At 41.0% G+C, this 21880-nt stretch carries 25 protein-coding genes; 6 read left to right on the forward strand and 19 right to left on the reverse strand.

The window, feature by feature from the left end; all coding sequences use genetic code 11:
* The first annotated feature begins 162 nt into the window (after positions 1 to 162).
* Both AC559H_RS07925 and AC559H_RS07930 read left to right on the forward strand, forming a co-directional pair.
* Positions 163 to 1029, forward strand: a complete 867-nt coding sequence (locus AC559H_RS07925) for a DNA adenine methylase (protein WP_026794233.1) — start codon at positions 163 to 165, stop codon at positions 1027 to 1029.
* A 282-nt stretch (positions 1030 to 1311) separates the two neighbouring features.
* Positions 1312 to 1536: a hypothetical protein gene (locus AC559H_RS07930; RefSeq protein ID WP_026794234.1), complete on the forward strand. Its 225-nt coding sequence runs from the start codon at positions 1312 to 1314 to the stop codon at positions 1534 to 1536.
* Here the strand turns inward: AC559H_RS07930 and nadB are convergent.
* The 5 genes from nadB to hetZ all read right to left on the reverse strand — a co-directional run bounded on the left by nadB (position 1533) and on the right by hetZ (position 9179).
* Positions 1533 to 3245: an L-aspartate oxidase gene (gene nadB / locus AC559H_RS07935; RefSeq protein ID WP_026794235.1), complete on the reverse strand. Its 1713-nt coding sequence runs from the start codon at positions 3243 to 3245 to the stop codon at positions 1533 to 1535. The genes AC559H_RS07930 and nadB overlap by 4 nt on opposite strands.
* A gap of 232 nt (positions 3246 to 3477) precedes the next feature.
* On the reverse strand, positions 3478 to 3933 hold the full coding sequence (gene psbU / locus AC559H_RS07940) for a photosystem II complex extrinsic protein PsbU (RefSeq protein ID WP_373282717.1): 456 nt from the start codon (positions 3931 to 3933) through the stop codon (positions 3478 to 3480).
* 589 nt (positions 3934 to 4522) lie between these two features.
* On the reverse strand, positions 4523 to 6862 hold the full coding sequence (locus AC559H_RS07945; RefSeq protein ID WP_026794236.1) for a transglutaminase TgpA family protein: 2340 nt from the start codon (positions 6860 to 6862) through the stop codon (positions 4523 to 4525).
* Positions 6863 to 6991: 129 nt separating this feature from the next.
* The gene (locus AC559H_RS07950; protein WP_026794237.1) at positions 6992 to 8026 is read right to left on the reverse strand and encodes a hypothetical protein; all 1035 of its coding nucleotides are present in this window, start codon (positions 8024 to 8026) and stop codon (positions 6992 to 6994) included.
* Positions 8019 to 9179: a heterocyst differentiation protein HetZ gene (gene hetZ, locus AC559H_RS07955; RefSeq protein WP_026794238.1), complete on the reverse strand. Its 1161-nt coding sequence runs from the start codon at positions 9177 to 9179 to the stop codon at positions 8019 to 8021. Before hetZ ends, AC559H_RS07950 begins: the two co-directional genes overlap by 8 nt.
* A gap of 189 nt (positions 9180 to 9368) precedes the next feature.
* On the opposite strand from hetZ, the gene AC559H_RS07960 reads away from it, so the two are divergent.
* Positions 9369 to 9857 (forward strand): hypothetical protein, encoded by a 489-nt coding sequence (locus AC559H_RS07960; protein ID WP_026786351.1) that lies wholly within the window; start codon positions 9369 to 9371, stop codon positions 9855 to 9857.
* 159 nt (positions 9858 to 10016) lie between these two features.
* Here the strand turns inward: AC559H_RS07960 and AC559H_RS07965 are convergent, their stop codons facing one another.
* The 3 genes from AC559H_RS07965 to AC559H_RS07975 all read right to left on the reverse strand — a co-directional run bounded on the left by AC559H_RS07965 (position 10017) and on the right by AC559H_RS07975 (position 13183).
* On the reverse strand, positions 10017 to 10481 hold the full coding sequence (locus AC559H_RS07965; protein ID WP_026786350.1) for a hypothetical protein: 465 nt from the start codon (positions 10479 to 10481) through the stop codon (positions 10017 to 10019).
* A 128-nt stretch (positions 10482 to 10609) separates the two neighbouring features.
* The gene (locus tag AC559H_RS07970; protein ID WP_026786349.1) at positions 10610 to 11071 is read right to left on the reverse strand and encodes a hypothetical protein; all 462 of its coding nucleotides are present in this window, start codon (positions 11069 to 11071) and stop codon (positions 10610 to 10612) included.
* Between the two features lie 186 nt (positions 11072 to 11257).
* A complete protein-coding gene (locus tag AC559H_RS07975; RefSeq protein ID WP_026794239.1) occupies positions 11258 to 13183 on the reverse strand; it encodes a PP2C family protein-serine/threonine phosphatase in 1926 nt (641 codons plus the stop codon).
* 167 nt (positions 13184 to 13350) lie between these two features.
* On the opposite strand from AC559H_RS07975, the gene AC559H_RS07980 reads away from it, so the two are divergent.
* Positions 13351 to 14028, forward strand: coding sequence for an SDR family oxidoreductase (locus AC559H_RS07980; RefSeq protein ID WP_026794240.1), 678 nt, complete (start codon positions 13351 to 13353; stop codon positions 14026 to 14028).
* 14 nt (positions 14029 to 14042) lie between these two features.
* Here AC559H_RS07980 and AC559H_RS07985 read toward each other — a convergent pair whose 3' ends face one another.
* The 3 genes from AC559H_RS07985 to AC559H_RS07995 are packed head-to-tail and all read right to left on the reverse strand — an operon-like array spanning position 14043 to position 15210.
* Positions 14043 to 14291 (reverse strand): hypothetical protein, encoded by a 249-nt coding sequence (locus AC559H_RS07985; protein WP_026794241.1) that lies wholly within the window; start codon positions 14289 to 14291, stop codon positions 14043 to 14045.
* Positions 14292 to 14339: 48 nt separating this feature from the next.
* Positions 14340 to 14975, reverse strand: a complete 636-nt coding sequence (locus tag AC559H_RS07990; RefSeq protein WP_051319476.1) for a hypothetical protein — start codon at positions 14973 to 14975, stop codon at positions 14340 to 14342.
* Positions 14962 to 15210 (reverse strand): TIGR02450 family Trp-rich protein, encoded by a 249-nt coding sequence (locus AC559H_RS07995; protein WP_026786346.1) that lies wholly within the window; start codon positions 15208 to 15210, stop codon positions 14962 to 14964. The genes AC559H_RS07990 and AC559H_RS07995 overlap by 14 nt, the downstream gene beginning before the upstream one ends.
* Positions 15211 to 15793: 583 nt before the next feature.
* On the opposite strand from AC559H_RS07995, the gene petE reads away from it, so the two are divergent.
* Positions 15794 to 16207 carry a plastocyanin gene (gene petE, locus AC559H_RS08000; protein WP_026794242.1) on the forward strand — a complete coding sequence of 138 codons (414 nt, stop codon included), beginning with the start codon at positions 15794 to 15796 and terminating at the stop codon, positions 16205 to 16207.
* A gap of 79 nt (positions 16208 to 16286) precedes the next feature.
* On the opposite strand, the gene AC559H_RS08005 is transcribed toward petE, so the two are convergent.
* The 8 genes from AC559H_RS08005 to AC559H_RS08040 form a co-directional block, all read right to left on the reverse strand.
* Positions 16287 to 16457, reverse strand: a complete 171-nt coding sequence (locus tag AC559H_RS08005; protein WP_158442069.1) for a helix-turn-helix domain-containing protein — start codon at positions 16455 to 16457, stop codon at positions 16287 to 16289.
* A 253-nt stretch (positions 16458 to 16710) separates the two neighbouring features.
* Positions 16711 to 17202, reverse strand: a complete 492-nt coding sequence (psbV, locus tag AC559H_RS08010) for a photosystem II cytochrome c-550 (protein WP_026786344.1) — start codon at positions 17200 to 17202, stop codon at positions 16711 to 16713.
* 207 nt (positions 17203 to 17409) lie between these two features.
* On the reverse strand, positions 17410 to 17598 hold the full coding sequence (locus AC559H_RS08015; protein ID WP_026786343.1) for a hypothetical protein: 189 nt from the start codon (positions 17596 to 17598) through the stop codon (positions 17410 to 17412).
* Positions 17599 to 17708: 110 nt separating this feature from the next.
* Entirely contained in the window at positions 17709 to 18671 is a 963-nt protein-coding gene (gene accD / locus AC559H_RS08020; protein WP_026786342.1) for an acetyl-CoA carboxylase, carboxyltransferase subunit beta, read from the reverse strand.
* Between the two features lie 136 nt (positions 18672 to 18807).
* Complete coding sequence (locus tag AC559H_RS08025) at positions 18808 to 19053, reverse strand: hypothetical protein (RefSeq protein ID WP_036831334.1); 246 nt, start codon at positions 19051 to 19053, stop codon at positions 18808 to 18810.
* 13 nt (positions 19054 to 19066) lie between these two features.
* A complete protein-coding gene (locus AC559H_RS08030; RefSeq protein ID WP_051319477.1) occupies positions 19067 to 19777 on the reverse strand; it encodes an RNA-guided endonuclease InsQ/TnpB family protein in 711 nt (236 codons plus the stop codon).
* An 80-nt stretch (positions 19778 to 19857) separates the two neighbouring features.
* Positions 19858 to 20661 carry a prepilin peptidase gene (locus AC559H_RS08035; protein WP_026786340.1) on the reverse strand — a complete coding sequence of 268 codons (804 nt, stop codon included), beginning with the start codon at positions 20659 to 20661 and terminating at the stop codon, positions 19858 to 19860.
* 28 nt (positions 20662 to 20689) lie between these two features.
* The gene (locus AC559H_RS08040; RefSeq protein WP_026786339.1) at positions 20690 to 20953 is read right to left on the reverse strand and encodes a hypothetical protein; all 264 of its coding nucleotides are present in this window, start codon (positions 20951 to 20953) and stop codon (positions 20690 to 20692) included.
* Positions 20954 to 21051: 98 nt separating this feature from the next.
* Here AC559H_RS08040 and AC559H_RS08045 point away from each other — a divergent pair, with 98 nt between their 5' ends.
* Positions 21052 to 21843: an HAD family hydrolase gene (locus AC559H_RS08045; protein ID WP_026794243.1), complete on the forward strand. Its 792-nt coding sequence runs from the start codon at positions 21052 to 21054 to the stop codon at positions 21841 to 21843.
* Positions 21844 to 21880 lie beyond the last annotated feature (37 nt).

Here is a 21880-nt window from a genome sequence, read left to right on the forward strand (position 1 = left end):
ATTATGAATGTTCTTTGATTGGCTTCTAAACTATAGACTTTAATTACCCTATCTATTTTATAGAATACATCAATATTTTTATTTTAAATCAAAATATTGACTAAAATTTCAATTCAAGTTAAAATGAAATATGTTAATAAAATTTTGAGGAATTACTGACCTGTGAATGCAAAAAAAAATCCTCTGGTTAAACCATTTTTAAAATGGGCAGGAGGGAAACGGCAATTATTACCTGAAATTCTCAAATATCTTCCTAAAAATATCGGTAAAACTACATATTTTGAACCATTTTTGGGGGGAGGAGCACTCTTATTTGAGTTACAGCCGAAACAAGCAATTGTTAATGATAGTAACAGGGAATTAATTAATTGTTATCGAGTGATTAAAGATAATGTTGAAGAACTCATTGAGGTTTTAAAAGTTCACAAAGCCAGAAATTCAAAAGAATATTATGATAATCTGCGAGAAATGGATCGTTTAAACAGCTATAATAAATTATCTCCTATTGAAAAAGCGGCTCGAATTATTTATTTAAACAAAACTTGTTATAATGGATTATTTAGAGTTAATTCTAAAGGATATTTTAATGTTCCTTTTGGTCGTTATAAAAATCCCAATATATTAGACGAGGCGGTGTTAAGGGGAGTTAATAATTATTTTAATCAAAATATAATAACTTTTTTAAATATTGATTTTGCCGAAGCTGTCAAAGAGGCAAACAAAGGCGATTTTATCTATTTTGATCCTCCTTATGATCCTGTTTCTAATACCGCTTCTTTCACCGGATATGATATTAATAGGTTTAATCAAAATGAACAAAAACGTTTAAAAAAAGTGGTTGATGAATTAACAGAAAAAGAATGTAATGTGATGTTAAGTAATTCAGCAACAGATTTTATTTTAGATTTGTATAAAGATCATAAATATACAATAGAAACTGTTTCTGCAACCCGCAGTATTAATTCTAATGCTCTTAAACGAGGTAAAATTAATGAGGTTTTAGTATTAAACTATGTTCCCCAACATTAAAATACATGAACAACAAAAAAACAGCGACTAAAATCAATCAAGAACGAGAAAGAAAGTTGGTTAATGGCTGAGTTTGATCATTCAGTGAATTTAGAAAACATAACAATTATTACTCATAGACTGCAAGCCGTCGGGAGAATCGGGGAAATTGTCAAGAATTTTTCCTGAGAACTCAGTGTAATTACGGAATATAATTGATATACTTGAACTACAAAGGCAGTTTTCTTATCGTTGGCTGCCCTGGTTGAAGAATATGATGTTTAATTAGGGGGTAAAACGATTATGGTTTCTAGCTTGACATTACAAAAAACAATCGCATGGGCAAGCTGTTTGCCCCTAAGTGTTGCTCTAGTTTTCAGCTTATGGGTAAAGTTAGAGGCAGCTACCCAGGTCAATTTTGCTCAGTTGTATAAACATCTGGACACCTCGTCGCAGTTAATCTGTGAATATGTTCCTCCCGATACGGGAAAACCCCCAGCAGGAGACGGTTCAGGTTCTCGAACCTAATCTAAGACAGGCGAAGATTTCCAGATTTGGTTTGCTTGAATTAAGGTATGTACTTTCCAGCTTGGGTATGATTGCGGGTATTCCTGCCGATAATGACCTCCACGACTTTCGAGACGGAACGCTGCACTCTTCAAAATCAACTCCCCAATACTCAGTAAGTTATGGGTTTCCCCCCACTGTTTTAGGTCGCTGTGGGCGATTTCTTGTGTTTCCAGTTCAGCCAAAGAATTTGGATGTAGAGTCGATAAAAATTGGCTGATGGGTAAGGCTAAAAATTCTTCAGACCATGCTTTCACCTGGATTAATCCCTCCTGCAAATGATCGGACTGGCGACAGATCCCGGCACTACGCCAGAGAACATCGGGCAAATTAGATCTAATTGTTTTAATCGTAGCATATTGTTCTTCCCAATGGGAGGCTGGTGACACCCTCTGGGATACGGGAACAGACCCCCCTAGGCCCGATTCAGTTTCAGCAAAATTAAGATTTTCAATTAATGCCATTTGAGCACCGAATACTAAACATTCTAGCAAAGAATTACTCGCTAAACGGTTCGCCCCGTGAACTCCCGTACTCGCAGTTTCACCTACGGCATAAAGTCCAGGGATAGAGGTTTGACTTTGGGTATTGGTAACAATACCCCCCATCCAATAATGGGCGGCGGGGGTGACGGGAATGGGTTCATGGAGAATATCAACCCCCCATTGTTGACAGACCTGAATAATATTCGGAAACCGATGCTGGATTTTCTCAGTTGGAATTGACCGTAAATCTAACCAAACCCGTTCACTATTGGCTCCTGGGATTTGCCGTAATTTTTGTAAATGGCTAAAAATTGCCCGACTCACAATATCTCTGGGGGCTAATTCTCCCCGCTCGTCATAATCAAATACAAATCTGTGACCCTGGGAATCAATCAGGTGGGCTCCTTCCCCCCGTACCGCCTCACTAATTAAAAATCGAGGAGCCCCGGGTTGGGTTAGGGCCGTGGGGTGAAATTGGAAAAACTCTAAATCTCGGAGTAATGCTCCCGCTCTCCAAGCCATTGCCACCCCATCACCCGTACTAACGGCGGGGTTAGTGGTATGAGCAAAGACTTGACCTCCTCCCCCCGTTGCCAAGACAACCGCCTTGGCCTTCACCCAATAAATCCGACTATCATGAATTAAGCTCACCCCCTGACACCGTTGACCCGAAGCATCCATCCATAAATCCAAGGCAAAGGCGGGGGAAATAATTTTAATATTCGGTCTTTCTAAAACTCGTTCTGTTAAGGTTGTGATCACTGCACGTCCGGTTGTATCGGCGGCGTGTAGGACGCGGTGACGGGAGTGGGCGGCTTCTAAGGTCAAAGCTAACTGGCTTTGATTCCGGTCAAAAGCTACTCCTAATTCGACTAAACGGTGAATACATTCGGGGGCGTGATTAACCAGAAACTCCACCGCCGACCGTTCACATAAACCCGCCCCAGCTTTTAAGGTATCTTCTAAATGCAGACTGGGAGAGTCATCGGTTGAAATCGCTGCTGCAATACCTCCTTGGGCCCAATCACTAGCTGATAGGGGTAAAACATCCTTACTGACTAAGCCGATGCTCAAATGTTTGGGTAAACAAAGGGCGGTATATAATCCGGCTGCCCCGGTTCCCACCACCAATACATCAAAGGTTAAGGGAAACTCAGACGGGAGGGAAAGATCAATGGAGGTCATGGGTCAGTGCCAGAATGAAGGATTCGTTTCAAGTCCAGACGGATTTCGACATATTAAACTAACTTTAAGGATTATGTTGACTTTTTAGGTCTGTTAGCATAATCCTAACATTCTGACCTAAGAATCAAAGGATGCAAGCCCCTAAATTCATTCATGAGGTAGGGACGAGCCAATCGCCTAACGGCATCGTTTCGCACTTGGCACGTCTCTACAATGAATTTCACCAAATGGCCTAGTCGTAAGCCCCAACATTTAACCGTTGGTCGCCTTCAATAAATACAGATTCTGGAGGCGTTACGGTAAAGTTATCTAAATTCTTTTGCAGAATTTCTTTTTGTTTTTCTGTCAAACCAGAAATTTTTAATACATCTTCGACGGAATTATAGGGAGCACTCTTAATGATCACTGACCCTAATTTCGGAAACATTCCTTTATATTGACGAAAATCTCGCAGATCGCTATTATTTAAGTCCAATTTATTGCGAACGGTGGCCATTTTCTCGTCAACCCGATTTTTCCGAGGGGCTTCCGTTGCTAAGAGCGGAGCAACAATCCCATACTGCATCACATTGACGTTTGCAGCTAAAACATTTTGATCTCCAGTCCATGCGAAGCAACCGACTATCAAAACTAACAAAGCCAACAGGCGACTTAATCGTTTCATCAACGCTTTTCTCCCAACTGACATAAACAGCATTTACAAGAATTTGATATTTTCAGGCTTAGTAGCAGACTGTATTTTACCATCTTACGAACTTCTACTGGAGTCCCATAGTTCAATGGAAAAACTGGCTGCTCCCCTAGCCAAAAACCCCAGATTTGGAAGTCATTTCAAATCACAGTTAAGTTTATGCTGTTGTCAACCTTTTCCGATTTTATGTAAATTTTCTTAAAATTTGTTAACAGTTGCGGAGGTGAAAATTAAAATTCAGCAGTCCATCTCTACAAAATAGCTAGGCATAAGTTTAAGTTATCCTTAACTGGTTATAGTTTTGAATTTTAAAATTAAATCATTTTTTTTGGCTAATTTTGTCAAGAGGTTATTGAATTCTATTCGCAACTATTGACGAAATTACGGGGTTTGGTGCTATAATACAAAAAAAACAGTCTGGGGAAGTTTGGCTTATTCAAAAAATAAGGATTAAAAACCTTAATCCTTCGTGTAATCCTAATGTTACAACTCTGGTTAGTTTCCGATCTATTGTACAAATCTTTTCGGGGCTAGGTTGAGAACCTCAGAGTCGAGCTTGACAAAAAAACATTTTTGTGTATTAAATCTATTTTCGCTGTTTCAAGCGTTTCCAATGGGATGATTTTAAGTTAATTAATAATTGTCGCATTTGTTTGAGGTTAACCGACTTTCCGCCATAGCGCCAACCCACATAGGCTTGAGAGATTTCATCAATCACTTCAAATTCTGAAATTGAATGATATTGATCTAACCAAGAGGCATATTCTAAAGGGGTTTGGGTGGGAGATTTGGGATATCCTTTACTAGCTAAAACCTGCAAAAGTTGTTGATAGAGACTTTCTTCTGGGGGTAATTTAGCTAACCAGCGACGATAGCGCCAACCTCGCCAAATATCCCAACTTAACCAGCCGAAAAATGCCATAATTGTTGTGACGATTAAGCCGCTAAAAATCCCCAACCATCCTTGAGTAAACAGATTAAAAAACCAGCTAATTACTTGGAATATTCCTAAAATTAAACGGCCTAAAATCGCTTGTAATCCATTCGCCACGGGAGAAGGTAACCAACCCGCCACCCAATTCCAAAAGGCTTTTAAGGCACTAAAGGTTTGATCTTCTTCCACCGAAGGCGGAATTAAATCCATCCCAGGAATAGGGTTAAAACCAAACCAACCATATTCGGGAAAATATACCTCCGTCATCGCAAAAGCATCGGTATTTTTAACCACATATAATCCCGTAAACGGATTAAATTCTCCTGGGTTAAACCCCGCCACCAGACGCGCCGGAATCCCAATTGAACGTAACATCATGGTTAAAACCGTGGAAAAATGATCGGGGTAGCCTCCGGTAATTTTTTCTCCGGGGGGACTATCTTGATAACCAAAAAGAAACGCTTCTACTAGATCTTCATTTTTTCTTAAAAACGGCGGTTCTGCTTGTAATTTATAATTAGGGTTTTGTTTGAGATACTGGGCTAAATATAAGGCTTTTTCATAATTGGAATCTAAGGGTTTTTTGTTTTGGGCGACTTGATGCACACTGGCTAGAATTTCTTCCGTCTTTTTCCTGACTTGCTCTTTAATTTGATCGGGAACTTGTAAATAGTATTTTTTGATATTTGGAGGATAGTTTTTAGAAGCGGCTTGTAATTGTACCCGGTCGCGCAGGGGAACTTGAGAAACCACTGTATAGGTCATGCCCTCTCGTAATTCTAAAGGCGATCGCAAATTGCCATCGGGATCAATCGCAATTTCCTCCGTCGGGAAATATAGTTCCTTCGGTTTATTCATCGCCGGAATTAAACTAGGAAGTTGTTGAAGTACGGTATAACTTTGAATCACTTCTTGAGTTTTTGCATTAGTGATTGGCGGAAATAGATTGAATTGATATGACCAACGGGGACGTCTTAAAGTCATTGCTCTATTATTTCGAGAAATTTCCCATCCCTCTCCAGTATAACGATCAAAAGCTACAACCCGCCAAAATCCCCTGGCTTGCGATCGCACCCTTAATACTTCTTGGGGCTTTAAATTGCCGCGTAAATTCTGATTAATTTTGGTATTGAATCCATAATAGAAGGTATCATTAAGAGTTCCTGCCCCCGTTTCCTGATTTAATCCGGTGCCACCTGCACCCGAATTATTATTATTATTATTTCCCGAAGACACATAACCCGGATTTAAAATTCGTTGTCCATTAAATTGTCCGGGGGGCATATCAATTGGAGAACTGACCGGAAAAGTTCTTAACTGATAGCTAGGAAACCGAGGAAGAACAGTAAAAATAGTTAATCCCAAAGCAACAACTACTAAAAAAATAATTCCTAAAGACTTAAAATTTATTCCACTTCCGGGTTGCTGGGGTGTTTTTTTAGAGTTAAATTGAATCTCCCCCAGCCCTAAACGAGAGCGATAATCTAAAATTAATGTTGGTAAAGCTAAAGCCAAAAATACTAACACCACAGGCCCAAAAGCCAAGGTTTGACTGAGAGTTCCCGCTACTCCCATTAAAATTAATCCAATCACCATCGAATAGCCTAAATCCTTACGCCGGGGTAAATCAAAACTGTGTAAAACCTGTAATTCTATTAATAATCTCGCTAAGGCTAACCGCGTATCATTCGTTTCCCCAAACAGTCGGCCAAAAAATACAGCCAGGGCAACTAACATCCCAATAGCAATACAAAATTTAACAGGCACATTGCGATGGTAACGACGAAACCAACTCCAGGTTGCTCCGACAATGCTGACCGGAATAGCCCATAAATTCAGGGGTTCTTCAATAGCGACGTCCGTGGCAATAATCCCGGCAATCACTAATAACTGCACCAATATCCGCAGCCAAAGGGAATCTTCAGGAATTGGCTTTGGTATGGCTTCAATCCGTCGCCATAATTGACTAATCAAAGGGATTGAATTTGTCATCGTTTCGATTTGAAGATTAGGGGGGTTAAATGCTCCACCCTACTCTAACTTAATCTGACCTAAACTTCAATCTGTTGTTGTTGTTCCCCATTCGTAATTCGTAATTCGTAATTCGTAATTCCCTATTCCCTATTCCCTATTCCCTATGATTGCAAAACAGAGGGGATTTTGCTCCTCACTATCTAATAAAACATGAAGTCGATAAATCTGGTTCGGTTCAGGGTTAGTCAATTCCAGGGTTAAACATCCGGGGGAATTGCGTTTTGCGGTTACTGATCTGTCATTTCCTAATAGTTGTAAGCGTCCGCCATCGGGAAATTCACCCCGGATTTTCAAACTTGTACCAGACTCAGTTTCAACATAGTCAACATCAACGGTAAATAGCCCTAAAGTTGTTAACCATTCCTGATGAACCGTCGATTGATTCAAACGACAATTGAGGGTTAAAGTATTCAGAAGTTCTTGAGCAGCTAATAATAATAACACCATTTGTTGTTCAGGAGTCGCTGTTTCATAACAGGGTTGGGACTCCCTTAAATCTAAAGATCCCCGTAAAGAACCTCGAATCACTAAACCTGCTAATTCATTCAAGGGTTGGGACTCGTTGGGAAATAAAGTTTCCACCGCCTGAACTAATTTTGCTCCTTCTCGTAGGCCAGATTGTAGTAGAGTAAACAATGGAGCCAATAACTGAGCAAAAACCTGATCGGGTAGGGGCATCGACCATCTCAATTGTTGTCGATGAGCCATCCATAAATGAGTAGCGGGAACCTGTTCTTCTCTAAATACGTCAGGATACTCATTCAGCAAGTCAGTGCCGATCGGTTCCCACGGAAACAGGGGTGGGTTCATCTCAATTCTGGCTTTAAGTTTTTCTCTTAAAACGGTCTCAAATCGGTTTTTCACAATTTCTATCTCTCCTATAGCTGAATATTGACTTTCCGGGCGGAAAAGCTGCTCCTCAAAATCGAGGGGATCTAATTCATCCCACTCTAGGTTTTCCACCTCAGAACTCTGATCAAGCTGTGTATGGGGGTTTAATTCCTCCTCAGCCGAATCAGAGGTAGGGACGGGAGTATCCCGCCCATACAAGTCTTTTTGTAACAACCCGTCAAAGAATCGGCGTTCAAACGCTTGCTCGTCTTGGTTTGTTTCGTTATTCATCACTAGATGCCCCTGCTCCGGATACCGAATGATTCCTGATTTCCCAAGCCAATTCTAACAACTTAAACCAACGTTTTTGAATTTGAGTGGTTTTACAATTTAAAACCTTAGCAATTTCTACCTCGGATAATCCCTCCTGTTTTAAACTTAATAAACGCTGTTCATTCGCCCCGATTTGATTTAGGAATTCTTGCCATTGATGGGGTAATAACCCTAAATCCCGTTCTAAATCTGCTTCTAACCATTGGTGAACTAATTCCCAACGGTGTCCTAAAGCAAATCGCAGTAGATGGTACTTAAATCGTTGCTGCAAATAATCACGCTGACGAGGTGTTAATCCGAGAATTTCCTCTATTTCACGGGTCGGTAAATCCTGTAACCGCAAGGCAAAATAGTCGGCACAATCGGGTTGTTTGTTTTCTTCTAAATAAGCAATTAGTTCCTCTACGACGGTTTGACGCAAAGAGTCGGACTCTGATTCGTTGGACTCGATGACCATAGCAGCCCGAACTTGTCCGAGGAAGGAATCATGATTGTTAGTATCTGATTCACTCCCTCCGCCCTGGGCGGCTAATTCTAAATCGACAAAACTTTCTTTAGGCTGTTGTTGAGAGAAGGTTTGCGCTCTTAAAATAATCAATTGTTGACTCCGACCTCGGGCTAAAGGAATTCGCCGTTTACCGTAGCGTTCCGTAAATGCCATATATTCCGCTAGTTCTAACAAGGTTCGAGGACGGTAAGTTGCCGCTAACTTTGCTTCTTTGCGAAAGGCATTGAGGGTTTCTAAATAAAAGGCTTGTAAAAAATCCCTGATTAATTCCAATCGAGCTTGATAACTGGATTGGACTTGAGGAGGAGTAATATATCGATATACAATCGCGCTCAAGGTACTATGTAATTCTAAAGACCCTTGTTTTGACCCTAGCTGATAATATTGAGTACATTGCTGTAAACGATGTTGTGCTAGTGTCATGGCCCAGGTTTCTACGTCCCCGGAATCTTGAATCCGTTTGCTTTCTGTACAAATGCGGGCGGCTTCTTCGTTAATTCGTTCGGCTACATCCCGACAATTTTGTTCAGATGCACGGGTGGATAGACTCAGTTCTCTCAATAGCTTTTGGAAAATTGTTTCGCCCCAGCAGATTTCCCCCATGATGTCTAATTACTACAATGACCCTAACACAGTGATTCTGTGAATTGGCTTGGATTTCCGGATCGTTTGAATCAGTCATCAGTCATCAGTCATCAGTTAACAGTCAGCAGTTAACAGTCAGCAGTTAACAGTCAGCAGTCAGCAGTTAACAGTCTGTTAGTATTTTTGATACTTATTTTTTTTAATCCTATGAATTTAGACCTACAAATTCAATCTTTAATTGATCATGCGCCTCAAGATGGAACAACTCCTCAAATTGTGGAAGCGATCGCTCCGGCCTTAAAATTATTAGCAGAACAATTAGAACATCCCGAATATTATATTTTGCAAACTTTAGACCAAAGTTGGGTGATTCAACCGTTTATCAATGTAGATCAACCGCAGATAAAAAAGAGAGTAATTTATGCTTTTTCTACCGTAGAAGATGCTTTAAGTTATACTAATCCTGATGCAGATTCTCAGGTTTTGGCGATTCCTTTACCCGTGACTCATATTTTATTTCAAATGGTTGTTTTAGAAATGCCGGATAGTTTATGCTTTTTTGAAACGCCGAATAATTTTCAGTCCGCTACGGAAATTAAACGCAGTGAAATCCAAGAGTTAATTCAGGTTTATTTACAGGACTATCAACAACGGCGTCAGTCAAAATCCCGTAAAATTCCGCCGAATATTGCTTAAGAAGGGAACACCGGAACAGGGGTAATACTTCTGGCTGTTTCCTAAACCTGGAAACGTTTCAATCCCTGATAGGGATTATAAGGTATTTCAACTAAACTTTTTAAGACTTAACGAGGCTTCAAATTCAACAGATCCAATCACAGTCATTTTATTAATCCTCTAATATTGTTTAAATTGTTCAATTAAAAAAGCCTTTTCAACAGACAGGTCTATTTGTTGATCTTTGGAAACCCGAACGTCAAACATCCACCAATAGCTATCTAGTCCCCATGTAAAATAATTTCTTACATAAATAATCCCATTAACAGTATAGCGTCCTGGTGGAATATTTTCTAGCGTGTAACTTGAATTTTTAACTGTTACAGCTTTTAAGCATTCTTTATCAGCAATTTCCTCTGACTTACTGAGGGCAATCCATGTGTATTTAGAATCAGATCGTTTAGCTAAATCAACTTTTTTGGGACAAAACCAAACTTTTAGGAAGTCCCTTGTTTCCCAGTCTATAGAAGGGATTAAATCGTTATCATTGGTAATATTTCCTTTTATCGTCACCGGAGCCGTACTGCAACCCAAAAGCAGCGACAATCCCAAAATTAAAGCTCGTTTAATCGCTCCGTGATACATACCGTGCTACCTCAAGGATAAGTCTAAATATTTCCGGTTGACCCGTTACCCCGCTGCCCCTAACCCTAATTGGTTTCAATCCCTGATAGGGATTATAAGGTATTGTGACGTGGGGGGTGCGATTGCACTTAATTGATCTCAACTCTATACAGATACTTAAATTCTGAGGGGGATGCCATCTCAAGAATGTAGTTTCCTGTTTTAGAGGCAGAATAATTCAATGAAGTTGTCCCCAAATAGCCAAAAATGTTTTTTACTACTCTACTTTGATCATCTCGCAACGTGAAATAAACAATAGGATCATTCACGCCTCGGACTGGAACTTGAATGAAAACAGGAGTGAGGGAAACAGTATCTCCTTCATTTAAGTGAATAAAGACGGGTTGAATCGAGTTACTGCTTTGATGTCCCGACAATTCCTGAGTCTGTCCTTTTTTGATAGTTACCCTTTGCAGGTTTAGTGTGATAAAGCCATCATTGTTAGACGGTATCCCATCTTTTATTCGGCTATTTTGAGCTAAACAAAGGGAACCCCCGATAACAGAGGAAATTAGACAACTTGATAGAAGTAATGAGAAAACTTTTTTCATACATTCAGAAAAGCAATTACAAATTTTACTCTATCACTTAAAAACTGCTAACTCAAGATCAGAATTTACCGTTTCAATCCCCTATGAGGATTATAGGGTATTTCAATCCCTAATAGATAAACTGTTTATACCCAAAATTTCCCCTTCTATTTTAAACAGCTATAGGTTATCGGAAATTGAACCCTATCAGCGCGTCTGAGTTGGTTGACCCGAAGGAATAGATTTGATTTGAGTTTGACGAACTTGCCACCATATTGCAAAACCCCCAGCAATAAATATCGCAAATAAACTCAAAATAAAAAATACCTCTTTCCACTTAGACATTGACTTAGAGGGGGGCTGAACCTCTTGCTCAGGAATCGATTCATCATATAATAAAACCTTAGATGCTGCCGTTGGTTCAGACTCCAAAGATTCAGTTTTTGTGGCTAGAGGTGTAGTTTCTACTAATACTAATTTTTGCGGAGATACCCCACAATAAATCATCACAACCGAGATATTATCATGACCATTCTTATCATTAGCAATGTCAATCCATCCCTGCACCGCCGACTCTAAAGATTGTTCTCCATTTAACACCGAAGCCGAAAAATTTTGCCAACATTGTTCCACCCGTTGATTATCACTTAATCCGTCGGAACATAATAATAATAATCCATCTTCCTCAATAATAAATCGCTGTACCGTTGGCCGTAAAAATTCCGCTTCCCGGGTTCCTAATGCTTGGGTTAAAGCTCCCGAACCCGACCTTTGAACAGCATCCCAATATAAACTCCGACCATGACAAACCTCCCGATTTGCCACATCATCATCGACGGTTAATTGTTGGCAGGAATTTTGAGTAATCCAATAGGCGCGACTATCCCCCACATTCACCAAATATAATTCATGGCAATTGGTTAACTCAATACCTTCGGGGGTTTTTACCTTTTGAGGTAACTGTAAAGCCATGACTAAAGTTGTTCCCATCCGTTGTCTAAATTCTCGCCCTTGTTCATTATTTTGGGCAGCAATAACATTATTAACAACTCGGGTAATTTCTTGCAGTTGTTCCATAATTAATTCCGGTGGGGCTAACTCCTCCTGCTGGGAAATTTCCGCCATAAAACTATAAATCAAAGGCTTTAAAGACTGTACCGCCAATTGACTCGCCACCTCACCGCCATCATGACCCCCCACCCCATCACAAACAATACTTAAATGGGGAATTAATTTATCATTTGGATAAAGATGAAAATTTCGGACATCGTGCAGACCCGGATAATAACTATCCTCGTTCTCCGAACGTCTGACCCCCACATCCGTTAGTCCCGTTACCGCTAAATGTAAGGGGAGTTGGGCCGCCTGTTCCATTAATAATTGATTCAGTTGACTCGCCACCTCTTTTAAGCAGTCCTCCTGACGACGCATCAATTGATGAATGGTCTGTAAACGATACTGTATAGTCGGATGGGCTGTTTCTATTAAAGCAACCCAAGATTCGGCTAAATCTCGTTGGGTAGGTTGTAATGCGCCCTGATGCAGTTCTCGCAACCGCACCCGCCAACCGTCTACCCGCAGGTTCTCCTTGACAAATAAACTATAGGCCGCTCCCTGTTCGGTTAAAGGTGTCCACAGTTGTAGTATTTGCCATAACCAATAGACCTGACGCACGGCGGAGGTTTTCGGCCAGACTTCCACCAAGGTCGGGAATAGTTGACCCCGACTATCGACGGGAATATTATCCAATAGTAGGGTTTCCGTCGCTTCTGGAGAAATACCCAATGGATAGACCCCAAACACCCCAGGAATATGCAAATGATGGGGGGAAAGATATAAATAGGATAATATCGACTCGGAGAGAATATCGGGCAAAATCGGTGGGGCACCGGGTTTAGTATCTAACCAAACTTGGGGGAAGGTGACATAATAGCGATTTCCCACTAACTGACAGGGTTGAATTTGTCCCGCCCCTGAACCAGTAGCCCATAAATATCTATAGGTTAGGGGAGTTTGGCAAGTCTGACAAATTTGATGTCCCAAGGAGTTACGCGGTTGGGGACAGGCGGGGTTGGTGCAATGAATTGGCGGCGGCGCCGAGGTGCTAATTTGGAATAATTTTTCTAAGGACACGGCTAGGACTGTTAATAGGGACTTAATTTTAGAAAGGTTAATTATAAAAGGGGATATTTAAAATTCACCAGTGTTAAACGGTGAGAGTGTCAACAAAGTTTTCGATTCACACAAGCATCTAGTACAGTAATACATAGAAAGTAGTAATTATTGAAACCTTAACATTAATGAACACAGAATCTTATATTTTTGTTGCGGGTGCAAGTCGCGGTGTGGGACGAGAAGTGGTCAAATCCCTCCGCAACCAACAGATAAACGTCAAAGCCCTATTAAGAACACCGGATACTCGCCCCGAATTAGAAGCCTTGGGGGTGCGGGTGGTGATGGGGAATGCCTTGGATATAACCGCCGTTGAACAGGCGATATTAGGCCCAGAAACAATTTCGGCGGTGATTAGTACCATTGGCGGTTTACCCAAGGATGGAGAGCGGGCGGACTATTTAGGGAATCAACATTTAATTGACGCGGCGGTGAAAGCGGGCGTCGGGAAGTTTATTCTGGTATCTTCGATTGGGAGTGGCAAAAGTGTGGTGGCTTTACCTCCCCAAGCGTTTGAAACCTTAAAATCGGTTTTGGTAGAAAAGGAAAAAGCAGAACAGCATTTAATTAATAGTGGACTGAATTACACGATTATTCGTCCGGGGGGACTGAAATCTGAACCCGCCACCGGAAACGGCGTATTAACAGAAAATTATCGGGTAGCGGGAACAATTCATCGGGCTGATGTGGCTCAATTGCTCTGTGATTGTTTATGTTCAGAGGTAGCTAATCATAAGATTCTTTCAGCTATTGACCGGAATATGACCTACGGACAATCGGATTTTGAAATTTTGAATTTGAGTTAAATTTACCAGTTTTTCTAATCTAAATTAACCTGGATTCTCGTTTCATCCCAACTATTTTCTACTTGCCAATTTGGATCTTGATTATTTTCTAAATTGGCATTAATATTTTGGGCAACTTGATTGAGTTTATCTTGGGATAAACCTTCTGAATTAGAAGTTTTTGCTTGCTGTTCATCGACACCAATACTAACAATTTCTAAACCCTCTCCAGACTTAGGAGATGGCTCGGAATTGGAGAGATTTTTAGCTTCGGATTTAGACATTTTAACTTTTTTATAAATAAGGATATAACTCTATTATAACCTGAATTTTCAAAAAGGCAAATCATCTTCCAAATCTTGATTATTGTCTAAAGGTTGTACTTGAGGCATAATCATTTTTTCAGCTTGTTTAATTCTTTCAAATAAAGAAGAACGAGATTGTTGGCGTTTTTGAATTAATTTGTTAATATTGTATTTGACCTTTAATTCTTCTCGTTGCTCTGGGGATAATGGCTCATAATCCGGTAAAAAATCCGCCGCCGTCACAATAGGAACCCTAGGGCCTAGTTTCTCCACCGGAATTTGGGGAAGACGGGCTAAAAAATAGTCTTTTCTGTTTCTAATTTGTTCAGACTTATTATTGATTTCGGTAATAATCCCGATAATTTGACTCAAATGATGGTTAGATAAAGCCCTCTGAATATCAATACTTTCTAAGGAAATTTCTAAGGTTTCTATTTGTTTTAAAATATCGAGAGGAATATGATCCAAATTTGGCGGATTAATCGTTGTTTTTAAGGTGATTAAAGCCTGATTTAATTGAGTTTCAATCTCGTTGATAACCTCACGGTGATGGTCTTGAGAAACCGGGTTTTGTAATAGGTTTTGCAGGTTTTGAGTGGCTTGTTGCACAAGCTCAAGGGTCGCCTGAAGTTGGGGGGAATTTGTAGATTTAAAGTGATTCAAGGTCTTCTAATTCCTGGGTAGACTGCCATCCGGGTTGCCATAAAGCCCGGTCTTGAAGTTGTTGGGCATTTAACCAAAATCTCACCTGGGGGTCACAGGATGCCACCATTTCAGCAAATACCCATTTGCCTTGATTTTTGCGGTTTGCGACTTGGAAATGCCTCCAGCCCCAGGTTTTTTGATGAGATGTCCATTTAGAACCTAAAAGATAGGGGAATTTTTGCTTTTTTGCCATGCTTAAGATTTGGGCCCTGGACGATAACAGTAATTGTTAACGATTTTGATACTCCCCAGGGCTGAAGCCACGGGGATTCTTGAATGAATCCGAAAACTCTCAAAGGCGCTATCAAATCACCTCTACACGCTCAAAACAACTACCCTTATAAAAGATATTGCAATTGCGCTTACTTTTAAATTGTGTTTGTTTTCATAGACCATCACAACGCCAGATAGGTACGCTTCACACTCTGCCATTACTTGTCAGTTATACAGGCTTACTACTCCTCAAGGAGTGTGGTGGCTCACTGTGCCGGGATTTCTCCGATACTAGAGTGTTTCAACACGCAGATGGTTGTTTTACTTACGATCTATTCTAACTCTAACTCAACTTTTCAATCAGTTAGATCAGGAAATATTGAAGGCGGTTGAAACCGCAGCCACTTTCCTCCCCATGTCTAAAGCCAGGGGCTTCTCGCTCGTTTTTTGGTGACAGATTTTTTGCCCGATTGCCAGGGCTGTTTTTTAATACGACAGGTTGTCATAGTTTATGGTAGGATGTTTTTCAACGCTTAGAAGATCACATTTTTTAGAGGCAAGTTATGAATCAGATGGTTTCAGTGTCCAAGCGGGTCGCCCTAGTTTTGTCTGTGGCCTTTTTAATGATTAGCACCTTTGTTTTTGGTGTGGGTCAAGCCTCCGCAGAAACCTTTACTGTTAAAATGGGTGCTGATTCGGGGATGTTAAAATTTGATCCGAGTAAAGTAGAAGTCAAACCGGGTGATGTTGTTAAATTTGTAAATAACAAACTCCCTCCCCATAATGCAGTTTTTGATAAGTCCAAATCTCCTGATGCGGCTGTGGCGGTGAAACTTTCCCATAAAGCATTACTTCAAAAACTGGGTGAGTCCTTTGAAGTTGCCTTCACCGACGATATGCCTGCTGGTGTTTATTCCTACTATTGTGAACCTCACCGTGGCGCGGGTATGACCGGTGAAATTGTTCTGAAAAAATAATTAAAGTCCAGTCACTTTAATTCTTGAATTAATAATTAATTTTGGGTGGTTTATTGTTGGTAATCAAACTAACAAGAGACTACCCAAATGTTTTATATAGTAGGGAATAGGTAATAGGTAATAGGTAATAGGTAATAGGTAATAGGTAATAGGTAATAGGTAATAGGTAATAGGTAATAGGTAATTGGGCGAGATGTGCTTCTTGCAATGTAGTTGGATACAGACGGACTTGTACAGCTTTGTGTAGCACTCGATTTGCACCTCCTAGTCTGAATATCTTACTACATAATAAAAAAGATGGGGTCAACTCCGTACCTACGTTGACCCGCCTTTCACCCCACCGCTCACCTGGGTACAGGTAGAGCGGGGGACTTCCCGGCGGTGTAAGTTAAATTAAAGATAATTTTGTTTGAGTTTCCCCACCTTTAGTAGAAATAGCTAAAACATTAAAATCATCCCCAACTCAAAACCTAAAGTCTAAAATTGTCAATTGTTAACTGATGTTAGCGCAGGTATTTACCACCACCCCATTGTTCAGGACGAACTTTGGGTTCTAATAATAGATATCCAGCCAGATTATATAAATCATCTTCCGTCAGATTTCGCATGGCGACGAAAATATCTGAACTCTTGGTGCTGGGGTGGGTTTCGGAAATTTCTTCTAACCCATCATAGGTTGTGGGATTTTTGATAAAGTCGATCAGGGCGACAATATTATCGCGGGAGGGGGATGCTCCTGCCAAGGTTGGAGGACTGAGGTTAATATCAGGGTTGGTTTTGGTCATCCCTAAAGCGTGACAGGAGGCGCAAGCCTTATTAAATAATTTTTTGCCCTTTTTCAGTTCTTTTTCACTCAGAACAACGGTTTGGCCCTGGTCATTTAGGGGTAAAGTCCGAAGTTCTTTGGTCAGGTCTAATGCATTGGCATTAGTGACAAACAGTTGAAAGGTGAAAAATACAGTGGCTATTGCCAGCCAAAAGTATCTTTTTAGCATGGTTCTCCTTATGACTAAGTTAGTGATTAAAAGCTAAATCCAGTCTTGGCTTGATCCGCGAGCAGAAGTTAGTTAAGTTTGGGTTCAGGTTATTGAATGTCCCCGATCCCGGTGATTAGCTGATCGGCATTTGTCAATCGTCTATTGTTATTTACCACCTTAACCCTCTGCGAAATATAATTTCACAGAGGGTTAAGGTGGATTGAACTATTGGGACTCTGGGGACTGACGTTGGGCTGTAATTTTAGACATCAAAGCCTTAGCATCCTCCAGGGCTAAACGGGTTTGAGAATGTTGATAGGCAATTCCCAATTGGTCACACAGTTGGAGTACAGTCTCAACGGGGAGATTGTAGTCCTCTGCTATTTCTGTGATGGACAGGTCGGCAAAACCCATAAGTCTGTTTAAACAATAGGTCTTGATCAAAAATTATAGGAACCTTTGGTATTTTGTGAAAACCAACAATTTGATCGCGATCGCCACTAAACATCGATCAACAGTTCCCGCTAGACTGACTTAGACGCTGAGACACCCTGAGATAAATCTATGGGTGTATCACCCGAAGTTAGGGGGATAACTTCAGCAGTATGGGATAAGGGCCCGGAGGTTTGGGGAAGACGATGGAGGCGAATCAATTGGGCTAGGGTTTTTTTGAGTTGGGTACGGGGAACAATGGCATCCACAAACCCATAATTCAATAGGTATTCTGAGGTTTGGAAATCATCGGGTAACTTCTCTCTCAGGGTTTGTTCAATTACCCGTCTTCCAGCAAAACCAATAGTCGCTTTTGGCTCGGCTAAAATCATATCCCCTAACATGGCAAAACTGGCCGTCACCCCTCCGGTGGTGGGATGGGTGAGGACGGGAATATACAGCAGTCGGGATTTGCGGTGGCGATGCAAGGCGGCGGAGATTTTCGCCATCTGCATCAGACTTAACATTCCCTCCTGCATCCTCGCGCCTCCAGAGGCACAAATAATCACCACGGGATAGCCTTCATTAGTGCCATGTTCAATCAGGCGGGTGAGTTTTTCCCCGACCACTGAACCCATGCTACCGCCCATAAACCGGAAGTCCATGACTCCTAGGGCCACGGGTTCACCTTCGAGTAAGCCGATTCCGGTTTGTACCGCATCGGATAATCCGGTTTTTTCCCGGGTTTCTCGGAGTCGATCACTATAGGATTTGCGATCGCGAAATTTCAGGGGATCAACCGCATACATTTCGGCATCTAAAGCCATCCAGGTATTAGGATCAATCAATTGCCCAATTCGCTCGTCGCTATTGACCATGAAATGATGACCGCATTCCAAACAAACCTTATTATTGGCTTGTAGGTCTTTGGCATAAGTTAAAGCATTGCACTTTTCGCACTTAACCCATAGCCCATCAGCAATTTCTCGTTCCTGCGGTTCGGGAGTGTTGGGTAATAATTTACGCCGATTTGCGAACCAATCAAATAGAGACATTAAAAATTGTTTTGACTTTTGCTATTTCTAATTTTAAGACTGTGAGGCCTTGGGAAATTGGGGGATTCCCGTTAGCCCCATTAGTTAAATTCAAAATCTACACCATAATAGAACGATATATAGCAAGTCTTAACGTTTAATCTACAGATTCTAATTCTTCATCAATGGGGCTTAATAGGAGCAACGCCTCCCAGCGATGAGCTAAGGGGACTTGTAGCCCTACCGGACTGCCCATCCCCAGGGAAGAACTGACTCCTAAGTCAATTACCCGGGTGGGAATATCCTGGGCTTCTAAGACTTGCTGCATAAATTCGGCCTCCCATCGCAGAGCCGTTGTATGAATGTTGACATCCGCCCCGCCGTAAACGGACGGGGATTCCATCTATTTCAACAAATCAAAAACATCTCGATTTAGAAAATTTACGAAGCTCCTTAATTCGCTGTTTTATCGGCTTAGGAGCTTTTATTTTTTGCCCATTACTTAATGTGGCAAAGGTTGTTATTCCCAAATCAATGCCAACTGAGTTTTCAGATTGTGGCAAGATTTCGGATTGAATTTCTACTACAAAACTCAGGAAGTATCGGTCAGCACTGTCTTTGACAATCGTGACAGAACTGGGTTCAGAGGGTAGTTGTCTTGACCAAATTACATCAATCTTACCTATTTTAGCGAGATAAACTTTCTCTCCTTTGAAGGAAAATCCGGTTTTTGTAAATCTAGCAGACTGTTGTGATTTTCGTTTCTTGAATTTTGGAGGTTTAACCCGTTGACCTTTCCTAGTTCCTTTACAGGAATTAAAGAAATTTTGATAGGCTTGTTCTAGGTTGTTTAAGGATTGTTGCAAGGGAATTACTGAAACTTCTGACAACCATTCTCTTTCTTCTAGCTTTTTAGCTTGGGTGATGAATTGTTTCTGAAGTTCAGCATTTTTGGGCTTCTTTTTACCTCCTTTGTACTCGGAAATACAAAAAGCCAGTGCATCGTTCCATACTACCCGCACACAACCAAATAATTTGGCTAATGCCAATTTTTGGGAAGGTGTTGGATAGCATCTATAGCGATACCTGGCTTTCATACTTTTGTTGATTACAGCTTGTTTTATCATACATCAAGTTAGAATAAAAAGCCGTCGTGGAACGACGGGGCTTTAAACCCAAAATTTCCGGTAATCCAAGACATGGTATTTCAATTGACAAGGGGAAAAAATAAGCCTAGATAGGTGGAGAGGATTTGATGCCCCCAGAGGGCAGTAATAGCTGCACCCAGGGCTAGAAAGGGGCCGAAGGGGATGGGTTGACGGCGACTGATTAAACCGATTGCGATCGCTCCTCCTCCCACCACAGCCCCGAATAAGCAAGCTATAAATCCGCCTACGAGTAAATATTTCCACCCTAGCCAAGCCCCCATCATCGCCGCGAGTTTACTATCTCCGGCTCCCATGGCCGTTTGTCCCATGACCAGAGTTCCCACAAAGGATATGATGTCAAATAACCATAATCCCAGCACCGCCCCAATTATCCCCATCATTAACCCGTAACTGGGGGATGGGGACTGGCTGAGTTGAAATCCTAAACCCAAGACTAACCCCGACTGGGTGAGAACATTGGGGAGGGTATAGGTATCTAAGTCAATTAGGGATAGGGCAATTAACCAACTGAATAATACCCAATAACCTAATATCTGGGGGAGGGTGGGAAAGCTGAAAAATATGACTAAAAATAATAGTCCTGTAGTCGTTTCTACGATGGGATAGCGGCTGGAAATTGGTGCATGGCAATGTTTACAACGTCCCTGTAGCCACAGCCAACCAAAGACGGGAATATTTTCTGAGGGACTCAACTGGGTTAAACAGTGGGGACAGCGAGAGGGGGGGTGTAGTATGGATAAACCCGCCGGAATTCGATAAATCACGACGTTGAGAAAACTGCCTATTGATGCTCCCAGGGCAAACACAATTAAACAGGCAGGTAAACTCAGTATAATATTCATGCTTGATCTCGATTTCTGACTTGGGCTGTTAAAACAAATCGGCTTCAATCTGTTCAAAAGGGATAAAATATTCCCCAGGGAGCAAAATCGGTTGACCGGAAAATAATAGGCAACTACGATAATTGCTAGGATTGATGGCAACTCCCAACGGCCGCCGCATTCGTTGGGCGTGGACTTCTACATAGGCATGATATATCTGTTTAGCTACCCTAATTAAGTCGGCATTAAGCTCATGGGATGGGGTTTGAGGGTTAGCCAGAAATTCAGTTTGGAGTTGTAAGGCTTGTACCATAGTAGACCCTCAATTACAAATTTTAGAGGCAAAAAACGGTGTTAATTTAATATTAGGTTGAGTTAATTCCTAAATTGTCAATTTCAAATTAAAGTTTTATGATAAACGATAAACCAACTTTACTGGCGCTAGATTTTGATGGGGTTCTTTGTGACGGACTTCTGGAATATTTTCAAACCGCATGGCGAACCTATTGTCAACTTTGGTCGGTTCCGACCAGCGTTTCGCCGGAAGCATTGGCTCCTTTATTTTATCGAACTCGCCCGGTGATTGAAATTGGTTGGGAAATGCCTGTTTTAATTCGGGCTTTGGTTTTGGGAATTTCTGAAAGTGAAATTTTACACAATTGGTCGGGAATTGCTCACAATATCGTAACGGAAGAACAATTACAGGCGGAAATAATTGGCCCCCATTTGGATAGGGTTCGGGATGAATGGATTGATACGGATTTATCTGGGTGGTTGGGATTACATCGGTTTTATCCAGGTGTGATTGAACGAATTAAACCTTTAATTGAAGATGGTTTTCCTGTTTATATTATTACCACGAAAGAGGAAAGATTTGTGCGATCGCTCCTCCAAGAACAAGGAGTTACTATTCCAGAGAATCAACTTTTTGGCAAAGGCTATAAACGCCCTAAATATGAAATTTTACGGGAATTATTAGCAAGTATTAAACCGACTCCGAATATTTGGTTTATTGAAGATCGCTTACAAACGTTATTATCGGTGCAACAACAACTGGATTTAAACAAGGTGCAATTATTCTTAGCAAATTGGGGTTATAATCTTCAAAAAGAACGGGATTTAGCTTCGGAATCTTCAGCTATTCATTTATTATCTTTGCCTCAATTTAGCCAGCACTTTTCCGAATGGTTGACTGTTGAATAGCTTCATCAAGAAATGATATCAAAAATTCAAAGTTCAA

The sequence above is a fragment of the Planktothrix prolifica NIVA-CYA 540 genome (genome assembly GCF_963864145.1).
GTDB classification, from domain to species: domain Bacteria; phylum Cyanobacteriota; class Cyanobacteriia; order Cyanobacteriales; family Microcoleaceae; genus Planktothrix; species Planktothrix agardhii.

What these genes read in the sequence shown, in the direction of transcription:
- AC559H_RS07930 (WP_026794234.1), top strand. Translation starts at nt 1,312, where the DNA reads ATGGTTTCTAGCTTGACATTACAAAAAACAATCGCATGGGCAAGCTGT.
- nadB (WP_026794235.1), bottom strand. Translation starts at nt 3,245, where the DNA reads ATGACCTCCATTGATCTTTCCCTCCCGTCTGAGTTTCCCTTAACCTTT.
- psbU (WP_373282717.1), bottom strand. Translation starts at nt 3,933, where the DNA reads ATGTCAGTTGGGAGAAAAGCGTTGATGAAACGATTAAGTCGCCTGTTG.
- AC559H_RS07945 (WP_026794236.1), bottom strand. Translation starts at nt 6,862, where the DNA reads ATGACAAATTCAATCCCTTTGATTAGTCAATTATGGCGACGGATTGAA.
- AC559H_RS07950 (WP_026794237.1), bottom strand. Translation starts at nt 8,026, where the DNA reads ATGAATAACGAAACAAACCAAGACGAGCAAGCGTTTGAACGCCGATTC.
- hetZ (WP_026794238.1), bottom strand. Translation starts at nt 9,179, where the DNA reads ATGGGGGAAATCTGCTGGGGCGAAACAATTTTCCAAAAGCTATTGAGA.
- AC559H_RS07960 (WP_026786351.1), top strand. Translation starts at nt 9,369, where the DNA reads ATGAATTTAGACCTACAAATTCAATCTTTAATTGATCATGCGCCTCAA.
- AC559H_RS07965 (WP_026786350.1), bottom strand. Translation starts at nt 10,481, where the DNA reads ATGTATCACGGAGCGATTAAACGAGCTTTAATTTTGGGATTGTCGCTG.
- AC559H_RS07970 (WP_026786349.1), bottom strand. Translation starts at nt 11,071, where the DNA reads ATGAAAAAAGTTTTCTCATTACTTCTATCAAGTTGTCTAATTTCCTCT.
- AC559H_RS07980 (WP_026794240.1), top strand. Translation starts at nt 13,351, where the DNA reads ATGAACACAGAATCTTATATTTTTGTTGCGGGTGCAAGTCGCGGTGTG.
- AC559H_RS07985 (WP_026794241.1), bottom strand. Translation starts at nt 14,291, where the DNA reads ATGTCTAAATCCGAAGCTAAAAATCTCTCCAATTCCGAGCCATCTCCT.
- AC559H_RS07995 (WP_026786346.1), bottom strand. Translation starts at nt 15,210, where the DNA reads ATGGCAAAAAAGCAAAAATTCCCCTATCTTTTAGGTTCTAAATGGACA.
- petE (WP_026794242.1), top strand. Translation starts at nt 15,794, where the DNA reads ATGAATCAGATGGTTTCAGTGTCCAAGCGGGTCGCCCTAGTTTTGTCT.
- psbV (WP_026786344.1), bottom strand. Translation starts at nt 17,202, where the DNA reads ATGCTAAAAAGATACTTTTGGCTGGCAATAGCCACTGTATTTTTCACC.
- AC559H_RS08015 (WP_026786343.1), bottom strand. Translation starts at nt 17,598, where the DNA reads ATGGGTTTTGCCGACCTGTCCATCACAGAAATAGCAGAGGACTACAAT.
- accD (WP_026786342.1), bottom strand. Translation starts at nt 18,671, where the DNA reads ATGTCTCTATTTGATTGGTTCGCAAATCGGCGTAAATTATTACCCAAC.
- AC559H_RS08025 (WP_036831334.1), bottom strand. Translation starts at nt 19,053, where the DNA reads ATGGAATCCCCGTCCGTTTACGGCGGGGCGGATGTCAACATTCATACA.
- AC559H_RS08030 (WP_051319477.1), bottom strand. Translation starts at nt 19,777, where the DNA reads ATGATAAAACAAGCTGTAATCAACAAAAGTATGAAAGCCAGGTATCGC.
- AC559H_RS08035 (WP_026786340.1), bottom strand. Translation starts at nt 20,661, where the DNA reads ATGAATATTATACTGAGTTTACCTGCCTGTTTAATTGTGTTTGCCCTG.
- AC559H_RS08040 (WP_026786339.1), bottom strand. Translation starts at nt 20,953, where the DNA reads ATGGTACAAGCCTTACAACTCCAAACTGAATTTCTGGCTAACCCTCAA.
- AC559H_RS08045 (WP_026794243.1), top strand. Translation starts at nt 21,052, where the DNA reads ATGATAAACGATAAACCAACTTTACTGGCGCTAGATTTTGATGGGGTT.